Origin of the sequence: Rhizobium sp. Leaf384 (assembly GCF_001424065.1) — a bacterium.
Lineage (GTDB): Bacteria > Pseudomonadota > Alphaproteobacteria > Rhizobiales > Rhizobiaceae > Ferranicluibacter.
Genome location: NZ_LMQE01000005.1, coordinates 925,993 through 945,668 on the forward strand (window position 1 = coordinate 925,993; position 19,676 = coordinate 945,668).

General features: G+C 64.0%; 16 protein-coding genes and 2 tRNA genes. 4 read left to right on the forward strand and 14 right to left on the reverse strand.

What is annotated here, in order from left to right; translation table 11 throughout:
- The first annotated feature begins 107 nt into the window (after positions 1-107).
- The gene (locus tag ASG25_RS12685) at positions 108-1,094 is read left to right on the forward strand and encodes an aldo/keto reductase (protein WP_062474031.1); all 987 of its coding nucleotides are present in this window, start codon (positions 108-110) and stop codon (positions 1,092-1,094) included.
- 81 nt (positions 1,095-1,175) lie between these two features.
- Here ASG25_RS12685 and ASG25_RS12690 read toward each other — a convergent pair whose 3' ends face one another.
- The 7 genes from ASG25_RS12690 to ASG25_RS12720 all read right to left on the reverse strand — a co-directional run bounded on the left by ASG25_RS12690 (position 1,176) and on the right by ASG25_RS12720 (position 8,626).
- Entirely contained in the window at positions 1,176-2,111 is a 936-nt protein-coding gene (locus tag ASG25_RS12690; protein WP_062474033.1) for a dihydrodipicolinate synthase family protein, read from the reverse strand.
- A 316-nt stretch (positions 2,112-2,427) separates the two neighbouring features.
- Positions 2,428-2,503, reverse strand: a tRNA-Lys gene (locus tag ASG25_RS12695).
- A gap of 136 nt (positions 2,504-2,639) precedes the next feature.
- Positions 2,640-3,527 (reverse strand): dihydrodipicolinate synthase family protein, encoded by an 888-nt coding sequence (locus ASG25_RS12700; RefSeq protein ID WP_062474035.1) that lies wholly within the window; start codon positions 3,525-3,527, stop codon positions 2,640-2,642.
- 44 nt (positions 3,528-3,571) lie between these two features.
- The gene (locus ASG25_RS12705) at positions 3,572-5,188 is read right to left on the reverse strand and encodes an ABC transporter ATP-binding protein (protein ID WP_062474037.1); all 1,617 of its coding nucleotides are present in this window, start codon (positions 5,186-5,188) and stop codon (positions 3,572-3,574) included.
- Positions 5,181-6,104, reverse strand: coding sequence for an ABC transporter permease (locus tag ASG25_RS12710; protein ID WP_062474039.1), 924 nt, complete (start codon positions 6,102-6,104; stop codon positions 5,181-5,183). The genes ASG25_RS12705 and ASG25_RS12710 overlap by 8 nt, the downstream gene beginning before the upstream one ends.
- Positions 6,105-6,114: 10 nt before the next feature.
- Positions 6,115-7,029: an ABC transporter permease gene (locus tag ASG25_RS12715; protein ID WP_062474041.1), complete on the reverse strand. Its 915-nt coding sequence runs from the start codon at positions 7,027-7,029 to the stop codon at positions 6,115-6,117.
- Between the two features lie 97 nt (positions 7,030-7,126).
- Positions 7,127-8,626, reverse strand: coding sequence for an ABC transporter substrate-binding protein (locus tag ASG25_RS12720; RefSeq protein ID WP_062474044.1), 1,500 nt, complete (start codon positions 8,624-8,626; stop codon positions 7,127-7,129).
- Positions 8,627-8,945: 319 nt separating this feature from the next.
- On the opposite strand from ASG25_RS12720, the gene ASG25_RS12725 reads away from it, so the two are divergent.
- Genes ASG25_RS12725 through ASG25_RS12735 form a run of 3 tightly spaced genes read left to right on the forward strand, consistent with a single transcriptional unit; the run spans position 8,946 to position 12,234 of the window.
- Positions 8,946-10,142, forward strand: a complete 1,197-nt coding sequence (locus ASG25_RS12725; RefSeq protein WP_062474589.1) for an exo-alpha-sialidase — start codon at positions 8,946-8,948, stop codon at positions 10,140-10,142.
- Positions 10,139-11,104 carry a 4-hydroxythreonine-4-phosphate dehydrogenase PdxA gene (gene pdxA, locus ASG25_RS12730; protein ID WP_062474046.1) on the forward strand — a complete coding sequence of 322 codons (966 nt, stop codon included), beginning with the start codon at positions 10,139-10,141 and terminating at the stop codon, positions 11,102-11,104. Before ASG25_RS12725 ends, pdxA begins: the two co-directional genes overlap by 4 nt.
- Positions 11,101-12,234: an iron-containing alcohol dehydrogenase gene (locus ASG25_RS12735; RefSeq protein WP_062474048.1), complete on the forward strand. Its 1,134-nt coding sequence runs from the start codon at positions 11,101-11,103 to the stop codon at positions 12,232-12,234. Before pdxA ends, ASG25_RS12735 begins: the two co-directional genes overlap by 4 nt.
- A 185-nt stretch (positions 12,235-12,419) precedes the next feature.
- Here the strand turns inward: ASG25_RS12735 and ASG25_RS12740 are convergent, their stop codons facing one another.
- From ASG25_RS12740 to ASG25_RS12770, 7 genes are all read right to left on the reverse strand, one after another.
- Complete coding sequence (locus tag ASG25_RS12740; RefSeq protein WP_062474050.1) at positions 12,420-13,115, reverse strand: FadR/GntR family transcriptional regulator; 696 nt, start codon at positions 13,113-13,115, stop codon at positions 12,420-12,422.
- Between the two features lie 3 nt (positions 13,116-13,118).
- Complete coding sequence (locus ASG25_RS12745) at positions 13,119-14,147, reverse strand: four-carbon acid sugar kinase family protein (protein WP_062474591.1); 1,029 nt, start codon at positions 14,145-14,147, stop codon at positions 13,119-13,121.
- 229 nt (positions 14,148-14,376) lie between these two features.
- A complete protein-coding gene (locus ASG25_RS12750; RefSeq protein WP_244479393.1) occupies positions 14,377-16,086 on the reverse strand; it encodes a PAS domain-containing methyl-accepting chemotaxis protein in 1,710 nt (569 codons plus the stop codon).
- A 381-nt stretch (positions 16,087-16,467) separates the two neighbouring features.
- Positions 16,468-16,543, reverse strand: a tRNA-Lys gene (locus ASG25_RS12755).
- Positions 16,544-16,641: 98 nt separating this feature from the next.
- Positions 16,642-17,559 carry a PhzF family phenazine biosynthesis protein gene (locus tag ASG25_RS12760; RefSeq protein ID WP_062474054.1) on the reverse strand — a complete coding sequence of 306 codons (918 nt, stop codon included), beginning with the start codon at positions 17,557-17,559 and terminating at the stop codon, positions 16,642-16,644.
- 89 nt (positions 17,560-17,648) lie between these two features.
- The gene (locus tag ASG25_RS12765) at positions 17,649-18,419 is read right to left on the reverse strand and encodes an NUDIX hydrolase (protein ID WP_062474057.1); all 771 of its coding nucleotides are present in this window, start codon (positions 18,417-18,419) and stop codon (positions 17,649-17,651) included.
- On the reverse strand, positions 18,412-19,515 hold the full coding sequence (locus ASG25_RS12770; protein WP_062474059.1) for an endonuclease/exonuclease/phosphatase family protein: 1,104 nt from the start codon (positions 19,513-19,515) through the stop codon (positions 18,412-18,414). Before ASG25_RS12770 ends, ASG25_RS12765 begins: the two co-directional genes overlap by 8 nt.
- Positions 19,516-19,676: the final 161 nt, after the last annotated feature.

A 19,676-nucleotide genomic window follows, 5' to 3' on the forward strand; every position in this document is an offset into this window, starting at 1 on the left:
GCCGTGGCCGGACACTTCGGTCATAGCCTTCGATCAGGAGGCACTTTGCGGCTTACCATCGACATGGATCGTCATGTCGCCGCAGGGACTTCGAAAGGGAGATCATCATGAAAAACCATTCCTTCGGCAGACTGCCGTTCACCGTGTCCAATGTCGGCTTCGGCGCCTGGCAGATCGGCGGATCCTGGGGCGACGTCAGCGAGGCCGACGGCCGCGACGCCCTGAACGCGGCGCTTGATAACAACATCACCTTCATCGATACCGCCGACGTCTACGGCGATGGCCGCTCGGAAAAGATCATTGCGGATGTGCTGAAGACCCGTGGCGGGACGCGCCCGATGGTCGCGACCAAGGCCGGCCGCCGGCTGAACCCGCATGTGGCCGATGGCTACACCAAGGCGAACCTCGAAGGCTTCATCGACCGCAGCCTTGCCAATCTCGGCGTCGAGACGCTCGACCTCGTGCAGCTGCACTGCCCGCCGACGGAGGTTCTCTATCGGCCGGACGTGTTCGAAGGTCTCGACGCCCTGCAGTCCGCCGGCAAGATCCAGGGCTACGGCGTCTCCGTGGAGAAGGTCGAAGAGGCCTTGAAGGCGATCGAATATCCGGGCGTCGTCAGCATCCAGATCATCTACAACCTCTTCCGCCAGCGCCCTGACCACCTGTTCTTCCAGGAGGCCCGCCGCCGCAACATCGCCGTCATCGCCCGCGTCCCGCTTGCCAGCGGCCTTCTCTCCGGCAAGATCACGGCGGACACGCACTTTGCCAAGGACGACCACCGCAACTTCAATCGCAACGGCGACGCCTTCGATGTCGGCGAAACCTTTGCCGGTGTTCCCTTCGAGGTCGGCCTGCAGGCCGTGGAAGAGGTGCGCAAGCTTGTGCCGCAGGGTGCGACCATGGCAGCCTTTGCGCTTCGCTGGATCCTGATGAGCGATGCCGTCACCGTCGTCATCCCTGGCGCCCGCAATGCCGAGCAGGCCCGTGCCAATGCAGCGGCGGCGGATCTCGCACCTCTGACGGACGACGTGATGGCCGCCTCGCGCGAGATCTACACGCGCCTGATCGCGCCGCACGTCCACCAGAAATGGTAGCCTGAAACGCTCCGTTCAAAAACAGAAAGCCCATGTCGCAGCGCGCGGCATGGGCTTTTTTCTAGTCGGGCACTTATTGGCTCAGGCGGGATAACGCGACGCGTACCAGGCCTTGAACAGGGTGTACTGGTTTTCGATATGGCGGCGCTGCGAGGCGCTCAGGGCATCGCCCTCGTTGAAGTGCAGCGTGTATTCAGCGTCACCATTCAGCACCATCAGATACTTGTAATGGAGAACGAGATCCGGACCCTCGTCATAGGTCGAGAGCACCCAGAGCGCCTCTTCCAGCTCCTTGGCATCGCGGCGCGCTTCGGCATCGCCCTTGGCCGCCTTCTCGCAAAGGGCGACGAGGTGCAGCACTTCCTTGGGAAGCGCGTTGCCGATGCCGGTGATCGCCCCGCCCGCGCCACAGTTGACGAAGCCATGATAGACACCGGTGTCGACCCCGACCATGAGGATGAGATCGTCATCGCCCGAGGTGATGTTCTCGGCCGCATAGGTCATATCGGCCTTGCCACCGAATTCCTTGAAGCCGACCAGGTTTGAATAGCGCGCACGCAGCGCGAAGAAGAGGTCGGCGCGCGTGGCAAAACCGTAATACGGGCTGTTGTAGATGACGGCCGGCAGGCCGTCGGCCGCCTTCAGCACGGCCGAGAAATGATCCTTCTGGGCGGCAAGCGACGAACCCCGCGACAGAAGCCGCGGGATGACCATCAGGCCCTTCGCACCGACCTTCGCCGCATGCGCCGCATGCCCTGCAGCCGAAGCCGTGCTCACGGCACCCGTCCCCACGATGACGGGCACGCCCGCCTCGACCAACCGGCGGACGCCTTCCTGGCGTTGCGCGTCGGTCAGGAGCGGCCAGTCGCCCATCGATCCGCAATAGACGACCGCCGACATGCCGAGGTCGATCAGTTCGCGCCCCTTGCGCACGAGCGCATCGAAGTCCGGCGTGCGGTCGGAGCGGCAGGGCGTCATCAGGGCGGGAATGCAGCCGGCAAAAACGGGAACGGTCATCTCATGTCTCCGAAGGAAGTGCGAGCCGAACCGTTGTAACATCGTTCGCTCGCTGTCGGAGATGGCTGTACCAAATCGTCCACGCTCTGTCGACAAAATAAATACAAGAGATCCGGACAAGGTTTTTCGAGCGCGCAATCCGCGACATTGCCGACGAAGGCGATGACGTAAGACGTCGAGCAGCCACAGCGCGTGGGTCATGCGACGGCATGGTGACACGTGTGCTGTAGAATTGGCGGAGAGACAGGAATCGCCACGAGTTCGACTACCCCTGGGGGCTGTCGAGGATCGTCGTAAACGCGCATTGAAGAAAATTTGGTGGGTGATGTAGGGTTCGAACCTACGACCCGCTGATTAAGAGTCAGCTGCTCTACCAACTGAGCTAATCACCCATCCTGCGCCGCATCGTGGCGGTGCAACACTGCATCGCTGCGGTGTGACCGGGCGTATAAAGGCCTTCGCCCGGCTTGTCCAGCGATCGTGGACATCTTTTTCCCGAGGCCCCCAGGATTTTTTTGGTCGACTGTCTCAGGCCGCCATCAGGCCGTAGCGTTCGAGGATCACCGCGATCTTCGCGTCCTGCTCCCGGTCGGGCAACAGGGCCGGTTGGCGGCTGGCACCGACCGACGGATCGGTCAGATAGAGCGCACGCTTGACCAGCGCCGGCGGAAAACCGAGGGCATAAAGGTCCGTTCGAAACGCCGTGTAGATGGCCTGCTGGCGTTCGGCTTCGGCGATGTCGCCCGCGTTGAAGGCTGTAAGAATGCCGGAGAGGACCGCCGGCATGGCATTGCCGAGGCCCGAGATGCAGCCCGCAGCACCGTTCTGCAGCGACCAGAGCACAAGATGATCGGGGCCGGAATAGACCTCGAAGCCGTCGACGCTCTTGCCGACCGCGAGGTAGGCTTCCAGCGTTTCCTTGGCGCCGCCCGAATCCTTGATGCCGGCAATGTTGCCATGCGCCGCCAGCGCCCGGGCGGTCTCCGGCTCGATGTGATTCTGCGTGCGGGCGGGAATGTCGTAGAGATAGACAGGTGTCTGCACCGCATCCGCGACCGTTGAAAAATGCCGGATCAGGCCATCCTGCGTGCAGGCGATGAAAAAGGGCGTGATGACGGCAATGCCCGTGACGCCGATCCGGTCGAACGCACGGGCCAGTTTCAGCGTCTCGAACGTCGCCGGCATCCCCGCATTGACGATGACATCGACCTTGCCCGCGACCTCGTCCACCACTTCTTCGGTCAGCCGCACCTTCTCATCATAGGTCAGTGCCGAAAAGTCGCCATTGGTGCCGGCGCACATGATGTTGTTGCCGGCCGCGACCTGACGTCGGACCTGTGCGCGCGTCGCGGCGTAGTTGATGGTTTCGTCGTCATTGAAGCAGGTGACGAGCGCGACGAAGGCTTTCTTGGACATCATGTTCTCCTGAACTCTCGAATTTTCCGGCCTCTGATGAAGCCTCAGGCCCGCTGCAGGCGTGCCGCACGGTGCGCGGCCTGGACGTCGGGATCGGGGTTGAGGCCGGCCGCCAGCAAGGATTGCGTATAGGCTTCGCGCGGCGTGTCGAAAACCTCCCGCACCGTCCCCAGCTCGACCACCTTGCCGTTCTGCATCACCATGACGTGGTCGGCGAAATCGCGGACGACCGGCAGGTCATGCGCGATGAAGATGAAGGCGATGCCCATGGTCTTGCGCAGATTGTCGAGCAGCGCGATCACCTGCGCCTGCACCGAAACGTCCAGCGCCGATACCGCCTCGTCGCAGATGATCAGCTGCGGCTCCAAAGCCAGCGCCCGCGCGATCGCGATGCGCTGACGCTGCCCGCCGGAAAACTGATGCGGGTAGCGTCCCATATGCTCGGGTCCCAGTCCCACCTGCACCAGCAGCTCCGCCACGCGTGCGCGCCATTTCGGCTTCGGCAGGATGTCGGGATGGATGACCCAGGCTTCCGAGACCAGCTGGTAGACCGTCATGCGCGGGTTGAGCGATTGCGTCGGGTCCTGGAACACCATCTGCAGATCGCGGCGCAGCTTGTAGAGCTCCGTCGGACCCATCTGGAACAGGTCCCTGCCCTTCCACAGCGCGCTCCCACCGGTCGGCTCCTCGAGTCGCAGCAGAACACGGGCCAGCGTGGATTTCCCCGAGCCGCTTTCGCCGACCACCGCGAGCGTTTCGCCCGGCATGAGGTCGAACGAAACACCCTTCAGCGCTTCGAAAGCGCCATAGGACTTGCGGGCTTCGCGCACCGACAGCACGGGCTCGACGCGCGGCAGCGGCACGTGCATCTCGCCTTTTCCCGGCGCAGCCGCAATCAGCTTGCGGGTATAGGGATGCTGCGGATTGCGATAGACCTCGCGCACCGTACCGCTTTCCACCAGCTGGCCCTTTTCCATCACCACCACGCGGTCCGCCACCTCGGCGACAACGCCAAGGTCGTGGGTGATGATCAGGATGGCCATGCCGGTTTCCTGCTGCAACTCCTCGAGCAGCGCCAGCACTTCCGCCTGGACGGTCACGTCGAGCGCCGTCGTCGGCTCGTCGGCGATCAAGAGGTCCGGCCGCAGCGCGAGCGCCATGGCGATCATGACGCGCTGGCGCTGTCCGCCGGAAAATTCGTGCGGATATTTCCCGAGCGATCCTTCGGGATCGGGGATGCCGACGCGGCCCATCAGCCGCAGGGCCTCGGCCTGCGCGGTCGCGCCGTCCGTGCCATGCGTCGTCAGCGCCTCGCGGATCTGCCATCCCACGGTGTAGACCGGGTTCAGGTGGCTGAGCGGATCCTGGAAGATCATCGCGATGCGGCGCCCGTTGACCTCGCGCCGCGCCTGCGCCGGCATCGTCAGGAGATCGACGCCGTCGAGCAGGATCTCGCCGCCGCTGATGCGGCCGGGCGGCATGTCGATCAGATTCATGATCGCCGAGGAGGACACCGACTTGCCCGAGCCGCTTTCCCCGAGAATGGCCAGCGTTTCCCCCCGGTCGAGATGGTAGGAAATGTCACGGACCGCCTTCACGACGCCGACGGCGGTGTGGAACTCCACGGAGAGGTTGCGGACTTCGAGGAGATGGTCAGCCATTTTTGCGACCCTTCATTTCGAGACGCCAGCGTTGGACGGGATCGAGCGCGATCCTCATCCAGTTCGACAGGAGGTTCAGCGACATGGTGGTGAGGATGATGGCAAGGCCCGGCCAAAACGACAGCCACCACGCATTCTGGAGGTACTGGCGTCCCTGCGCGATCATCAGGCCCCAGGTGATCTCCGGCGGCTGGATGCCGATACCGAGGAAGGACAAGGCGCTTTCCGCCAGCATCACATAGGCGAAGTCGAGGGTCGCAAGGGTCGTCAGCGTCGGCAGGACCACGGGCAGGATGTGACGGAACAGGATGCGCTTGCTGGAAGCCCCCATGACCCGGGCCGCCTGCACGAACATGCGCTCGCGAATCTCCAGCACTTCCGCCCGCGTGGTGCGCAGGTAGACGGGAATGCGGGTGATGGCGAGCACCAGCATGAGGTTGAGAATCGAGGCGCCGAGAACGTAGAGCACGATGACCGCGATCAGCAGCGACGGGAACGACATGATGACGTCGGCCAGCCGCATGATGATCTGGTTCACCCGCGGCGACGAGAAGCCGGCGACGAGACCGAGCAGCGTGCCGGTGATCGAGGAAATGGCAACGGCGCCGGCAGCCACCATGAGTGTGTTCTGCGTTGCCACCACGATGCGGGCAAGCAGCGGCCGTCCGAGCGCATCGGCGCCCATCCACCACACCCAGCCGCGGCTCCAGTCGAACGGTGCGGCATTGCGACCGCGCAGGTTCTGCTTGGTGGCGAGATCGCCCATCCAGTGCGGGCCGATGATGGCCAGAACCAGAATGACAAGGAGAAAGATGGCGGCGCAAAGCGCGAACTTGTCGGCCCACAGCATGCGGCCCATGCGCTTCAGGAAGGAAGGCTCTTCGGCGAGCGGCGCGTCGATGGTCTGCAGTGTCATGGTCAGCGCCTCAATGCCGAATGCGCGGATCGAGCAGCGCGTATGCGAGGTCGATCAGCAGGTTCATGAGGAAGATCGCGAGCGCAGTCACGAGGATGGCGGCCAGCACGACGTTGAAGTCCCGCTGGAGGATGCTGTCGATCATCAGCTTGCCGACGCCCGGAAAGCCGAAGATGGTCTCGACGATCACGGCGCCGTTCAAAAGGCTCGCCGCCTGGTCGCCGATGACCGTTATGATGGGCAACATGGCATTGCGCAGCGCGTGGATGAAGATGATCGGGCCGGACTTGACCCCTTTGGCCCGCGCCGTCTTCACGTAGGCCGACGACAGCGCGCCGATCATCGAGCCGCGCACGATTTGCACGATGATGCCGAAGGGGCGCACGAACAGCACGCAGATCGGCAGGATCCAGTGGAGCACCGATCCGGTGCCGGAGGTCGGCAGCCAGGCAAGATTGATCGAGAAGACCACGATGGCGACGATCGCGAGCCAGAAATCCGGGACGGACGCACCGATCAGCGAGACGACCGAGGAGAACCGGTCGAAAAAGCCGCCGGCGCGAAAGGCGGCAAGCGAACCGACGAGGATGGCGGCACCGGTAACCAGCGTCATCGTGATCGCGGCGAGCCACAGCGTCCAGACGAAGGCTTCGAGCACGACGTCGAGTGCCGGGCGCGCCTTGCGCAGCGATTCCCCGAAATCTCCGGTGACGACATCGCCGACATAGTGACCAAACTGCATGAGCAAGGGATCGTTGAGGCCATGCAGTTCCCGGAACTGCTGCTTCAACTCCGCGGACGCTTCGACCGGGAGAAAGAGTGCCGCGGGATCGCCCGTCAGGCGCGACAGAAAGAACACCATCACGATCAGTCCGACGAGGGAGATCAGGCTGGCGACGGCGCGTTTTCGAATGAAGCTTAACATGGCATCCTCGCCGGAAGTCCTGCGGCAATTGCGGCGGGATCAGCCCGCCGCCACCGCAATCTGGACGGCGGGCGCCGGAGCGCCCGCCGTCGCGGTCTCACTTGATCTTGATCTCGGACAGCTGGAGCGTCGAGTTCGTGGCGATCGTGGGCGTGAACTCCAGACGCTCGGAAACCCGGGCAAAGCCGACCATGTGGAAGAGCAGCACGTCAGCCACGACGTCGTCGTGGAGATAGGCGATCAGTTCGGACCAGAGCTTGGCACGCTCCTCCCCGACCGCTGCCGAAGCGCGCTTGATCAGGTCGTCGACCTTGGGATCCGAGAAGCCGGACTGCGTGCCTTCGGTTGCATATTTGAAGAACATCGAGAACGACGGATCGCCCTTCGAATTGTCATGCATCGCGGCAACGATCTGCGGTCCACGCCCTTCCTTGAACGGCTTGGAGTAATACTGCTCGTGCTCGGCCACTTCGACGAACTTCAGATTGATCTTGAAGCCGACATCCTGGAGCTGCCCCTGGACGGCTTCCATGATTTCCGTGACGTTCGGGAAGTTCGCCGAGCGAGCGATGATCTCGATGGGCGTATCGACCGGCACGCCGTCGGCCTTGGCCTCTGCCAGAAGCTTCTTGGCACCCTCGGGATCGAACGGGAACTGCTTGACGTCCGGGTTCCAGCCGATGGTCGTCGGCGGCACGATGGCCGTGGCGAGAACCGCGCTTTCGGGTACGAGGGTTCCGAGGAACGCCTGGCGATCGATGGCAAGGTTCAGCGCGCGGCGAACACGCACGTCCGAAAGCGGCGGAATGTTGTGGTCGATCCGCAGATACACGGTCTCGCTGTCGAGATAGGACAGGTCGGTCGCGGCATTCGTCGCCTCGAGCTGCGAGATCGACGGCGCGAGGTCCGCTTCGCCGGCCTGCACCATCGCGGCGCGCACGGAAGGATCGGCCCGGAACAGATAGGTCGCTTCGGTGACGTCCGGCTTGGCGCCCCAATAGTCGTCGCGCGCGGTCAGCACGATCTGTTGACCCGGCGTCCAGTTTGTCAGCTTGTAAGGCCCGGTCCCGACGGGCTCGCGGATGAACTCGAGCGGCGTCTCCTCGGGAACGATCGTGACGAGCGACAGAAGGAGCGGAAGGATCGGCTGCACCGGATCGGCGCTGAAATCGACCGTGTTGTCGTCGACGATCTTCGCCTCGATCTTCATGCCACCGAAGTAACGGCGGGATTCGCAGGCATTCTTGTCGCTCATGATACGGTCGAAGCTGTGCTTGACATCCTTAGCATCGAAGGTGGTGCCATCGGAGAACTTCACGCCCTGACGCAGATGGAAGCGCCACGATCCGTCGGCATTCTGTTCCCACTTCTCGGCCAGCCGCGGCTTCACGCCCTGCTGACCGCGAACGTCGAGCTCGGTCAGCGTCTCGCTGACATTCTGCATGATGACGCGCCCGATGTTGGAGCGGGTCGCCATGCACGGCTCCAGCAGGTCGGCCTCTTCAGCCAGCACGATCTTGACCGGACCGGACGCGGCAAACGCCGGCGTCAAAGCGGTGCACAGCATCAGCGCACCGAGAATCAGTGTCTTCTTCACGATAGTCTCCTCCCTTTTCTCTGTTGACCGCGACGCGGGCCTCTCGCGAAGCAGGCGTCACACCGCTGCTCAAGACATCCGGTCGGCGATGATCGTCGTCCCGAGCATCCTCCTGCCAAGGCTGGCCATACCATCGGACCTCGTCACAACTTTGTCAAATTAATTTCGAATGTCATTTCAAACAAAAAATTATCCTCAAAATTCTCTATTATTTGCAGTAGGATAGTATTTTAGAAGATCGGAAATCGCCTGATCGATGACATCAGGAAACTTGACAACTATGAAATTCCCGTGGTTTTTGGCGGGCATGGAGGACAAGATGAATCCCGAAGACATCGCCCGACGCATGAGCGGGACCCTGGCATCCGTGGCCTCTGGACGGGAGGAAGCGCTGCTGCCCTCTCCCATGATCCAGAACCACGCGGCCTTTCTGCACAGGCTTGGGGACGGTGCCCTCGTCTGCGCCTGGTTCGGCGGAACGCTGGAAGGCAAGTCCGATATTTCCATCTTTGCCTGCGTTCTGACCAAAGGCGCGTCGCAGTGGGGCCCACCGCAGCAACTGAGCAACGACCCTGCCCATTCCGAGCAGAATCCGATGTTCTTCACGGCACCGGACGGCCGGCTCTGGTTGTTCCACACGTCTCAGCCCTCCGGGAATCAGGACGAATGCCGGATCCGGATGGTCGAAGTTCTCCGGGACAAGGACGACCCGCATGGTCTCACGGCACCGGGCGGGCGCTATCTCGACCTGCCCCGCGGCTGCTTCGTTCGGGCCGGTGTCGTCGTGCGCCAGGACGGCGCGTGGTTGCTGCCGATCTTTCGCTGCATTCAGCGGCCGAACCAGAAGTGGAACGGCAGCCACGACACCGCGGCGGTCGCGATCTCGGAGGACGGCGGGGAGACCTGGCGTCTGCAGGATATCGATGCCTCGATCGGCTGCGTGCATCTCGGACCGGTCCTTCTGGGGGACGATCGCTATGCAGCCTTCTTCCGTCGTCGTCAGGCGGATTTCATCTATCGCACGGAAACGGTGGATGGCGGGCGGACATGGTCGCAACCCCAGCCGACAGACGTCCCCAACAACAATTCCTCCATCGCCGCCACCCGCCTTCAGGACGGCCGGCTCGCCATCCTCTGCAATCCGGTCAATGCCGAGCAGTCATCGGAACGCCGCGCGTCCCTTTATGACGAACTCGGCGAAGCGGACGACCGGCCTGACGCGGATCCGACCGGCGGCTGCACGCCGATCTGGGGCGTGCCCCGCGCCCCCGTTGCGCTCTGCCTTTCGAGCGACGGCGGCCTGACCTTTCCGGAAAGGCTGGTCATCGAGACCGGCCCCGGCACCTGCCTGTCGAACGACTCGATCGACGGGCGCAACAAGGAGATGTCGTATCCCTGGCTGCTCGAAGAGCCGGACGGCACGCTGCATCTCGCCTACACCTATCATCGTCGCGCGATCAAACATGTCCGCCTGGCCCGCGGCTGGGACAGTGCGGCTGGACGGAGAGTATCATGAGCAACATCATCGGCATCACCATGGGCGACCCCTGCGGCGTCGGCCCGGAGATTTCCGTCCGCGCCCTTCTCGACATGTCCGCAGAGGATCGTGCCCGCACCCGCATCTACGGCAACCTGCCGACGCTGGAAGCCGCGCGCGATGCGCTGGGCCTCGAGATCGATCTCGCGCCCTACGTCGTCGATCTGCCGATCGAGGGCGCGCCGCTCGCCTGGGGACAACTGAGCCCGATCGCCGGCGACGCCGCCTTCCGGTTCATCGAGAAGGCCGTGCGCGATGCGGAAGCCAGCACGATCGGCTGCATCGTCACGGCGCCGATCAACAAGGAGGCCCTGAACCTCGCCGGCCATCATTATGACGGCCATACGGGCATGCTGCGCAGCCTTACCGGCGCGAAAGCCGCCTACATGCTGCTCGCATCGGAGAAGCTCAAGGTCATCCATGTCTCGACCCATGTCTCGCTGAAGGAGGCGATCCAGCGGGCAACGACGGAACGCGTGCTCGCCACCATTCGCGCGGGCGACGCCCATCTGAAGCGGATCGGCTATGCAGCGCCCCGCATCGCCATCGCCGGCATCAATCCGCATTGCGGCGAGAACGGTCTGTTCGGCACCGAGGACGACGACCAGATCGGCCCCGCCGTGGTCGCAGCCCGCGCCGAAGGGATCGATGCCCACGGCCCCATTTCGGCCGACACCGTCTTCCACCGGGCTTATACCGGCGCATTCGACCTGATTGTCGCGCAGTATCACGACCAGGGACACATCCCGATCAAGCTGGTGGCCTTCGACACGGCCGTCAACGTCTCCGTCGACCTGCCGATCGATCGCACTTCGGTCGATCACGGCACCGCCTTCGACATCGCCGGCAAGGGCATCGCCAACCATGGCAACATGAACGAAGCCATCGCCTATGCCCGCAAGCTTGTGGCCGGTCGCTCCGGCAAGGCACAGCAAGGATGACCCGCATGGCGATCGCCCCCATCACCCTTCACCAGCCGCGGCGCCTCATCGTCGGCGCCGGCACCATCCGCGAGGTCGGCATCTGGGCCGCGGATGCGGCGTCCGTCCTGGTCATCGCCACGCCGATCACGGCCGGCTTTATCGACCGGCTGCAACTGACGGCGCGGATCACCGTCTTCGATGCAATCCCCGGGGAACCCGACATCGCCACGCTGGATGCTGCCATCCAGGCCGCGCGCGGCTGCAGGCCGGATCTGATCGTCGGTCTCGGCGGCGGCTCGGTCCTGGACGTCGCCAAGCTCGTCGCCGCGCTCTGGACTGGAGACCAGACGCTTGCCGATGTTGCCGGACCGAACAAGGTCGCCGGACGGACCACGCGCCTCGTGCAGGTCGCCACGACCGCCGGCACGGGCTCGGAAGCCGGCATTCGCTCGCTGATCACGGATCCGGAAAAGGGCAGCAAGATCGCCGTGGAAAGCCCGCACCTGATTGCGGACGTCGCGGTGCTCGATCCCGAACTCACCTATTCCGTCCCGCCGGCCGTAACCGCCGCCACCGGCGTGGATGCCATGGCCCATTGCGTCGAAGCCTTCACCAACCGGCGCGCGCATCCCATGATCGACGGCTTTGCCCGCATGGGCTTCGGCCTCGTCGGACGTTTTCTTGCGCGGGCGGTCCGCGACGGAACGGATACGGAAGCCCGCGAAGGGATGATGCTCGCCTCCTACTATGGCGGCATCTGCCTGGGCCCGGTGAACACGGCAGCGGGTCATGCCATTGCCTATCCGCTCGGGACGCGGCTTGGCCTCCCCCATGGCCTGGCGAATGCGATCATCTTCCCGCGCGTCCTTGCCTTCAACCAGCCGGTCGCCCAAGAGAAATCCGCGGAGGTCGCCCATGCCCTGGGGCTTGGCGCGGGGGAGCGACTGTCCCAGGACGACCTGCTGCGTCAGGCACATGTCTTCTGCCGCAACCTTGGTATCGAGATGTCGTTGCGCGCACATGGTGCCCTTGAGGCGGACCTGCCGATCTATGCGGCTGACGCCCATGCCAATCGCCGGCTGATGGACAACAACCCGATCGACATGAGCGTCGAGGATATCCTTGCGATCTACCGCGCCGCCTACTGACAGGCTGCGGGCGCGCGAAATCTTCGACGCGACCCGCCCCGACTGCGACGTCGGGGCGCAACAAAGACGGTGGCGACCGGACTGAAAGCGCGTTGCGTGAAAACGGAATCACGCAACGCGCTTGAAGGTCTTGTTGTGATCCATGTCGTTTCCCGAAACCGCTGCGCACGTTCGGGCGATTTGCATTAGTGGGGAAACAGACGTTCGCGCGATCCGGTCAGATGCTCGCGCATCAGCTGGCCCGCGAGCGGACCATCGCCGGACGCAATCGCCTTGGCGATGGCTTCATGCTCGCCGAAGACGCGCGCAAGCCCGGCACTGTCGCGCTTGACCGAGGCGCCATGGAACTTCATGCCGACGGCGATATGCTCCTTGAGCGCCTCCATGGCGGTCGAAAAGTAGGAGTTGCGCGCCGCACGGGCGATGGCGAGATGGAACTCGAAATCCGCGTCCACCCGATGGGACTGCCGATTGGTGGCGTCGCGCATCAACTCCAGAGCCTGACGGATGGCTGTCAGGCTTGCCTCCGTGTGCCGCGCGGCCGCAGCGCTCGCCGCCGCCGGCTCGAGCGTCAGGCGGAACTCGTAGCAGTTCAAGAGATCGGCGACATTCTCGAGCTGGCCGAAACCCAGCGGCTCTTTCAGCCCCAGCGCCCGCACGAAGCTGCCCGCTCCGCGGCGTGAATAGATCAGGCCCTGCTCCCGCAGCCGCCGAAGCGCCTCGCGGATGATCGGCCGGGACACCTCGAATTCCGCCGCCAGATCATGTTCCGTCGGCAGGCGCTCGTCCGGCTGGTAGGCACCCGACTTGATGGCGCGATGCATCCGCTCGAAGACGACGTCGCCGAGGCTCTTGCGAGTCGTTCCCGCTTCCAGTCCCATTCCTCACCCCCCGTTGCGAACCATCTGGGCCGCGATCTCGCTGAGCGTTTCCGCACCGCCGAAACCGCCGGACTTGGCGATAATGCAATGCCCGTCCGCAAAGGCAACACCCAGTCCCGGCATGCATTCACCCAGCAGACGGAAGCGATGGATCCGCATATGCGCGAGCACCGCCTCAGCCGTCGCCCCGCCCGAAAGGACGAGGGTCGACGCCTTGCGCACCCGGTCGGGATAGACCCCGTCCGCCAGATGGCGCGCGACGTCGAGCGACGAGATCGGCATTTCGCCCGGCACCGCCTGGACGAGGGTCAGAAACGGATCTTCCGCGCCGTCGGACGGGACACGCCCGTTGGGCGCGGCAAGATAGGCCGGCGCGTGGCCGGTGCGCAGATGCGCGATCTGCGCGAGCGTGATGGGATCGCGCGACCCGATGACGAACAGGCCCGGCCCGGCGGGGATCGTCGCGGCCTTGGGCTCGGCATCGCCCGTCATGCGCACCGCCAGGGCTTCGGCAAGCCCCCGCGCACCGATCAGGAGATCGACACCCGCAGCGAGCGCCGCCTCGAGCGCCGCACGCATCTGCGCCGCATCGGCCGTGTCCGGGATCCGCGCCTTTTCCGCGTGGACGCCCAGACGCTCGGCAATCGGGATCGGGACATCCACGCCGAACCCGCGCACATGCCCGCTCACGGCGAGGCGTCCGAAGTCCGGGATCGCGGGCGCCATCAGGGCCCTGCGGAACGGCATCGCATCGAGTTCGGCAGCGATATGGCCTTTCAGTCGAGAATCGACCTTCTTGAAAAGCACAACGTCGTCCGACAGAGCTGCGACAACGGCGCGCGTCGCGGCCTGCGCGGCCTCTGCGCCGACCTCGCGCGATTGGACGTTGATCGACAGGACGTCCGGTCCCTCGGAAAGCGCGTCGGGTATGGCAGCCGGGACCAGCGCGACCTCGACCCTGAGGCCCCGCGCGGCAAAGGGTGCTGCAGCATCGAGCGTCCCCGTGAGATCGTCTGCAAGTATGACCAGCAAGAACACGGCCTCCGCAATAAGTTGTTATCTTCATTCGCCCATGATCTGTTGTTTTGTCAACATTTTTGGCAATGAAGTGACAGATATTGCGCACGTGGGCTGGAGCACTGGGGCCGCAGAGCCGAACCCGTGGTCGCCAAACAGGGCAGACGCGGTGCGTCTGCCCTGTGCATTCCGGGGTCTCTGGAGATGTGGGCGGCGACCGAACGCGGCTACGGACGCCGCGCGATCAGGCGGCGAACCGGCTGCGGGCGTCACGCGGCGCCGGTGAAGGCGAGGCCGCGCGATGCGCAACCTTGTCGTCAAAGCGGAACTGCTCCAGCAGCTGGAAGAGTGCGCCGGCCTCTTCCGCAAGGCCATGACTGGCCGCCGTCTGCTCCTCGACCATTGCAGCATTCTGCTGCGTGCTCTGGTCGACCGTATTGATCGCCTGGTTGATCTCGCCGAGGGCCGTCGACTGCTCCCGTGCCGCCTCCACGATGGCGCGGATGTCCTCGTTGATGTGCTCGACATGGCCGGCAATCGTCTGAAGGGCCTCACCCGCCTTGCTGACGAGCGATACGCCGTTTTCGACATGCGCGCTCGACGTGGTGATGAGGGCCTTGATCTCCTTGGCCGCGCCGGCGGAACGTTGCGCGAGCTCCCGGACCTCGTGTGCCACGACGGCAAAGCCCTTGCCGGCTTCGCCTGCGCGCGCCGCCTCGACACCCGCATTCAGCGCCAGCAGGTTCGTCTGGAAGGCGATCTGGTCGATGACGCCGATGATATTGGCGATTTCGCGGGAGGAATTGTCGATCTTGTCCATCGCGGAGATGGCTTCGCGCACGACATCACCGGAATGATCGGCGCTTTCCTTGGCGCGACCGACGAGGATGCCCGCGCCCTCGGCACGCTTGCTGGATCCCTTGACCGTGGTGGTGATCTGTTCGAGAGAGGCGGCGGTTTCCTCGACGGAGGCCGCCTGCTGTTCGGTTCTGCGTGCAAGATCGTCCGCCGATGTGCGCACCTCGTCCGCGCCCGAAGCGATGGCTTCGGCATTCGTCCTGACGGCCTTGAGCGCCGTTTCCAGCTTGCGGCAGGCGGCATTGAAATCGGTCCGCAGCTTGTCAAGGCTCGGCTGGAACGGCTTCTCGATCTGCTGGCTGAGATCGCCCTCGGCAAGCTTCGACAGGCTGTCCGCGAGACGGTCGACGTTTTGCACGCGCTCGGTCACATCGGTGGCAAACTTCACCACCTTGATGACCCGGCCCTTCGGATCGAAAACCGGATTGTAGGATGCCTGGATGTAGACGGCTTGGCCGCTTTTGCTGATCCGCGTGAACTCGCTCGATACGAATTCGCCGGCGTTTAGCTTCTCCCAGAACGCCTTGTAGGACGCCGACGCGCGGTAGGCCGGATCGACGAACATGCTGTGATGCTGGCCGACGATCTCGCTCAGGCTATAGCCGAGCACTTTCAGGAAATTGTCGTTGGCGGTCAGAATCGTGCCGTTCGGCGCGAATTCGATCACGGCTTGCGCGCGCGAGACCGCATCGATCTTGGCGCCCGTGTCCATGCCGGCGAGTTTCGTCGCGGTGATGTCGTTCGCGAACTTGATGACCTTCAAGACCTTGCCGGAGGCGCTCTTGATCGGATTGTAGTTGCCGCGGATGTAGATCTCGGAGCCATTCTTTGCGACGCGCATGAACTCGCTGCAGATGAAGTCCCCATCCCGCAGCTTTTTCCAGAAAGCGGCATAGTCGGGGCTCGCGGCATACTCCGCCTCGACGAACATCTGGTGATTTCGCCCGACGATCTCTTGTTCGGCATAGCCCATGAGATCGCAGAAATTCTTGTTCGCCCGCAGGATCTTGCCCGACGTGTCGAACTCAATGATGGCAAAGGACAGATCGAGCGCGTCCAGGATCTTGCTCGATGTCGATGTAAATATCCCAGTCACGATCACGCTCTCCCTAGAAGTGTCACATATACTCGCGCCTTAAGATGAAGACATCGCTAAGATGAAAGTCTAAGCCTACATTTCATCCACGCACCGCGGCGCTTTCTGCAGGAAATCTGTTCGCACGAGCTGACGCAGGCTCCGAAAGGACAGCAAAGCCCGACAATGCCCCTCCCACTGCCATGCGGCAGTGCCCTTCTCCGCCGCCATGCGGCCGCGATAGATCCGGACGACGATCATGTCATGGACGCTGCGTGACGGGCTGCTGACCCGCGCGTCGCCTTCGGGAGGACGGTTGCCTGATCGAGGCGCGACGTTTCAGCGCACCACCCTGGCCGGGCGAGGCTGAAAGCGGTACGCAAACAAGGAGATGGAGAAATTTGGTGGGTGATGTAGGGTTCGAACCTACGACCCGCTGATTAAGAGTCAGCTGCTCTACCAACTGAGCTAATCACCCACGCGGACAGCATCGCTGCTGTCTGACGCGGCGTATAGAGGCCTTCGCCCGGCTTGTCCAGTTGCCGGGCCGCGGAATCCGAGCAAACCGCAAACTTATCAGAGATAAAGTTCGCCGGCCGCGATCTTGACCGCCTGTCCGCCGATCCGCGCACCGACAATCTCGCCGTTGCCGATATCCAGATGCAGATGCAGGTAGGACGGCCGGCCCATTTCCACGCCCTGCTCGACGAGATAGCTGTGATGCCCGTCCGGCAACTGGTCGAAACAATGGATGGCGGCCGAGAAGGCGGCGAGCGCCGAGCCGGTCGCCGGATCTTCGTGCACGCCCATGGCCGGTGCGAACATGCGGGTGTGGAAACGGGCATGATGGTTGATCCCGCCGCGGCAGTAGAGATAGGCGCTCGCCAGCCGTCCATCGGCCATGGGGGCCATCTGCTCCCACTGCGCCGCGTCGAAGTCGACGTCGGCCATCGCCTTCAGGTCGTGCAACGGTATCGCCACGAACGGCACGCCGGCACTCCAGAAGGCAGGAACGTGATTTTCAAAACCAATCTGCGTCGTCTTCAGGCTCAGCGCGTCGGCAATCCGACCGACGTCAAAGCGCGCCTCGAGGCGCACCGACTTGCGCGGCAGGTCGAACTCGGCAAAGCTCGCCTCCCCGGGCCGCAGCTTTACCGCGCAGCGCACCGGACCGACATTTTCCTCCAGGACATGGACGAGATCGCGATTGACGCCCTCGCCCCCCTGCGCGTCTTCAGCCAGTGCCACGGCCGCTCCCACCGTCGGATGGCCGGCGAAGGGAAGCTCGGTGCCCGGCGTGAAGATCCGCAGCCGGGCTGCCGATGCGGGATTGTCCGGCGCGCAGACGAAGACGGTCTCCGACAGATTGAACTCTCCCGCGATCGCCTGCATGGTTTCCGTCGATAGCCCGTCGCCATCGAACACGACGGCCAGCGGGTTGCCCTGCAGCTTTTCCCTCGTGAAGACGTCGTAGATCGCATAGCGGCGTGCCAAATCCGTTCTCCCGTTGAAGCGACCGGCCTAGCTGTCGTCAGCCGCCGGAGGACCTTGCCTTCGGGATCCGACGCGGGCAAGGCAAATCGTTATCGATACCGACCAAAGATATGCGCGAGAATCACACGCATGTGGGGCTGGTAGTTGTGTGCGTGCGGATCGGCGTTGAAGATCGCAACCGCATCGTCGATCTCCTCCTCCTCCGCTGTTTCGACATGGCGCCCGATGCGCGCCAGAAGGGCGTCCGAGGTTTCGGAAAAGCGGAACCTGCGAAACAGGAACGCCGAGCCGTCCATCTGCATCCCCTCGAACGGTCCCGCGACGGCCTCGTCGAGATCGAGACCGGTTTCCTCCAGAACCTCGCGACGCATGTTGCCGGGCACGTCGCAGACGAGGCCCTGCGCATCCTCCACGAGGTCGGAGGCATCGATGGACCCGGCCGCACAATAGACCTTTCCGGGATTGGCCGTATGTGCGCCCATCCGCACGGCAATGACGGCGCCGTTGGAGGTCTCGATCACCGGAACGGCGGCGAGATGGCAGGCAATGGGCGGACGCGATGCCGAACGCCACCAAAGAAAGGCTGCGAAGGGCGCGAGATAGCCTTCGCCGACAAGCGTTCCGGCCTGCACGCTGAGGCGATGCTGCAAGACCATTTCGCCATTGAAGAGGGCGGGATTGGCGGCCTGTTCCCGTGTCCAGTTCTCCGCAATCTCGGGTGCGTGCTCCGCGAGAACCGGGTGGGGGCCCGGCAGGACGCGCAGATCGATACCGGCCACGGGAAAGATGACGCCCGCCGCCGGCCATCCGTCGCCGATGCCGGGCGGGTTCGGCCGGGCGATCTTCGAGACCTCAGACATCGAGCGCCACCACGACGGGGCAGTGATCGGAGGCCTTCGGCCGATCCCATCCGGTGCGGGGATAGCGCTCCACGTCCTGGCCGGGCGGAAACACGGTGCGATAGGGTTGCCCGGCACGGATGATCTCCGGCATGGCGTCCGGATTGCGGGCAGCGAGCGCCGGAGAAAGCCAGATATAGTCGAGCTGGCAGAGATGCCGCTCGGCCGGGCCACGGCTGTGAAACAGCGTCCAGCGATCGAGCACGGGCCGCCGCCGGACCACGTTCTCGGCAAACCCCTCGGCTGAAAAGACGTCCAGCGCCGACGAGGTCTCCGCGGCGGGTACGAACCCGTAGCCGCTCCGTCGATCTCCCGTGACGTCGATCCGCTCCTGATAGTCGTTCATGTCGCCGCAGATCACGAAGTTCGCGGTCTGCGTCTGGCCGGGAAACCGCTTCTCGATGATGCCGCGCACCGCCAGCGCCTCCGCCCGACGCACGGGCAGCGTGGACGACCTGCCGTCCAACCCGTCGCGGCTCGGACCCATCGATTTGAAATGCACGACGAAGACGGTCAGCGGCCGTCCGCCGATGGTCAGTTCCAGCTGCAGGCAATCCCGCCGGAAAACGCGGTCCGCCGGCACGTTGGTCCGCGCGATCTCCGCGTCATGCAATCCGAGCTCGGCATAGGTCAGGGCGGCATGCGAGATGGCGCTGGTGCAGACGATGGCCTCCCCGTCCCGCGTCACCTCCCGCATCATCACCGCAACATCGATCCCGCGCCCGTCATTGCCCTCGATCAGCACCTTCTTGCGATAGCCGCTGCCCATCATCCGGTAGAGATAGCCATATTCGAACGCCTCCAACGCGGCCATGTCGTCGGCCTCCTGCAGGCAGAGAATATCAGCATCGCAGTCGGCGATCGCCAGGGCCGACATCTGACGCGTGTCGTCGGCATGGGTAATCGTGCGCGCCTCCTCAAGACGCTCATAGACCGCCTCGTTGCCGATATCGAAGAGCCGGAGCACCCGATCCTGCTTGGATGGATTGCGATAGCCCGAAAAATCGAACCGGCGCATGAGATTTTCGATGTTGAAGGTCGCAAGTCGAAGGGTCATGAAGGCGTCCGCTGTGTCGCCCCGACCATAGACGGGCTGGCACGAGAGGCAAGCGCCGAAGCCGGCCGCCCCGCAAGCAATCGCTCATCTGCCGCTGGCCGTATTTCCCGACCGCCGCTGCCGCCCTATCTGCCGCGGCACGACGGATCAACAGGAGGAAA

Bases quoted from the DNA above. Each gene is read 5' to 3' on its own strand.
- ASG25_RS12770 (WP_062474059.1), bottom strand. From the start codon at position 19,515: ATGACCCTTCGACTTGCGACCTTCAACATCGAAAATCTCATGCGCCGG.
- ASG25_RS12765 (WP_062474057.1), bottom strand. From the start codon at position 18,419: ATGTCTGAGGTCTCGAAGATCGCCCGGCCGAACCCGCCCGGCATCGGC.
- ASG25_RS12740 (WP_062474050.1), bottom strand. From the start codon at position 13,115: ATGGGACTGGAAGCGGGAACGACTCGCAAGAGCCTCGGCGACGTCGTC.
- ASG25_RS12705 (WP_062474037.1), bottom strand. From the start codon at position 5,188: ATGGCTGACCATCTCCTCGAAGTCCGCAACCTCTCCGTGGAGTTCCAC.
- ASG25_RS12735 (WP_062474048.1), top strand. From the start codon at position 11,101: ATGACCCGCATGGCGATCGCCCCCATCACCCTTCACCAGCCGCGGCGC.
- ASG25_RS12725 (WP_062474589.1), top strand. From the start codon at position 8,946: ATGAATCCCGAAGACATCGCCCGACGCATGAGCGGGACCCTGGCATCC.
- pdxA (WP_062474046.1), top strand. From the start codon at position 10,139: ATGAGCAACATCATCGGCATCACCATGGGCGACCCCTGCGGCGTCGGC.
- ASG25_RS12710 (WP_062474039.1), bottom strand. From the start codon at position 6,104: ATGACACTGCAGACCATCGACGCGCCGCTCGCCGAAGAGCCTTCCTTC.
- ASG25_RS12700 (WP_062474035.1), bottom strand. From the start codon at position 3,527: ATGTCCAAGAAAGCCTTCGTCGCGCTCGTCACCTGCTTCAATGACGAC.
- ASG25_RS12690 (WP_062474033.1), bottom strand. From the start codon at position 2,111: ATGACCGTTCCCGTTTTTGCCGGCTGCATTCCCGCCCTGATGACGCCC.
- ASG25_RS12715 (WP_062474041.1), bottom strand. From the start codon at position 7,029: ATGTTAAGCTTCATTCGAAAACGCGCCGTCGCCAGCCTGATCTCCCTC.
- ASG25_RS12685 (WP_062474031.1), top strand. From the start codon at position 108: ATGAAAAACCATTCCTTCGGCAGACTGCCGTTCACCGTGTCCAATGTC.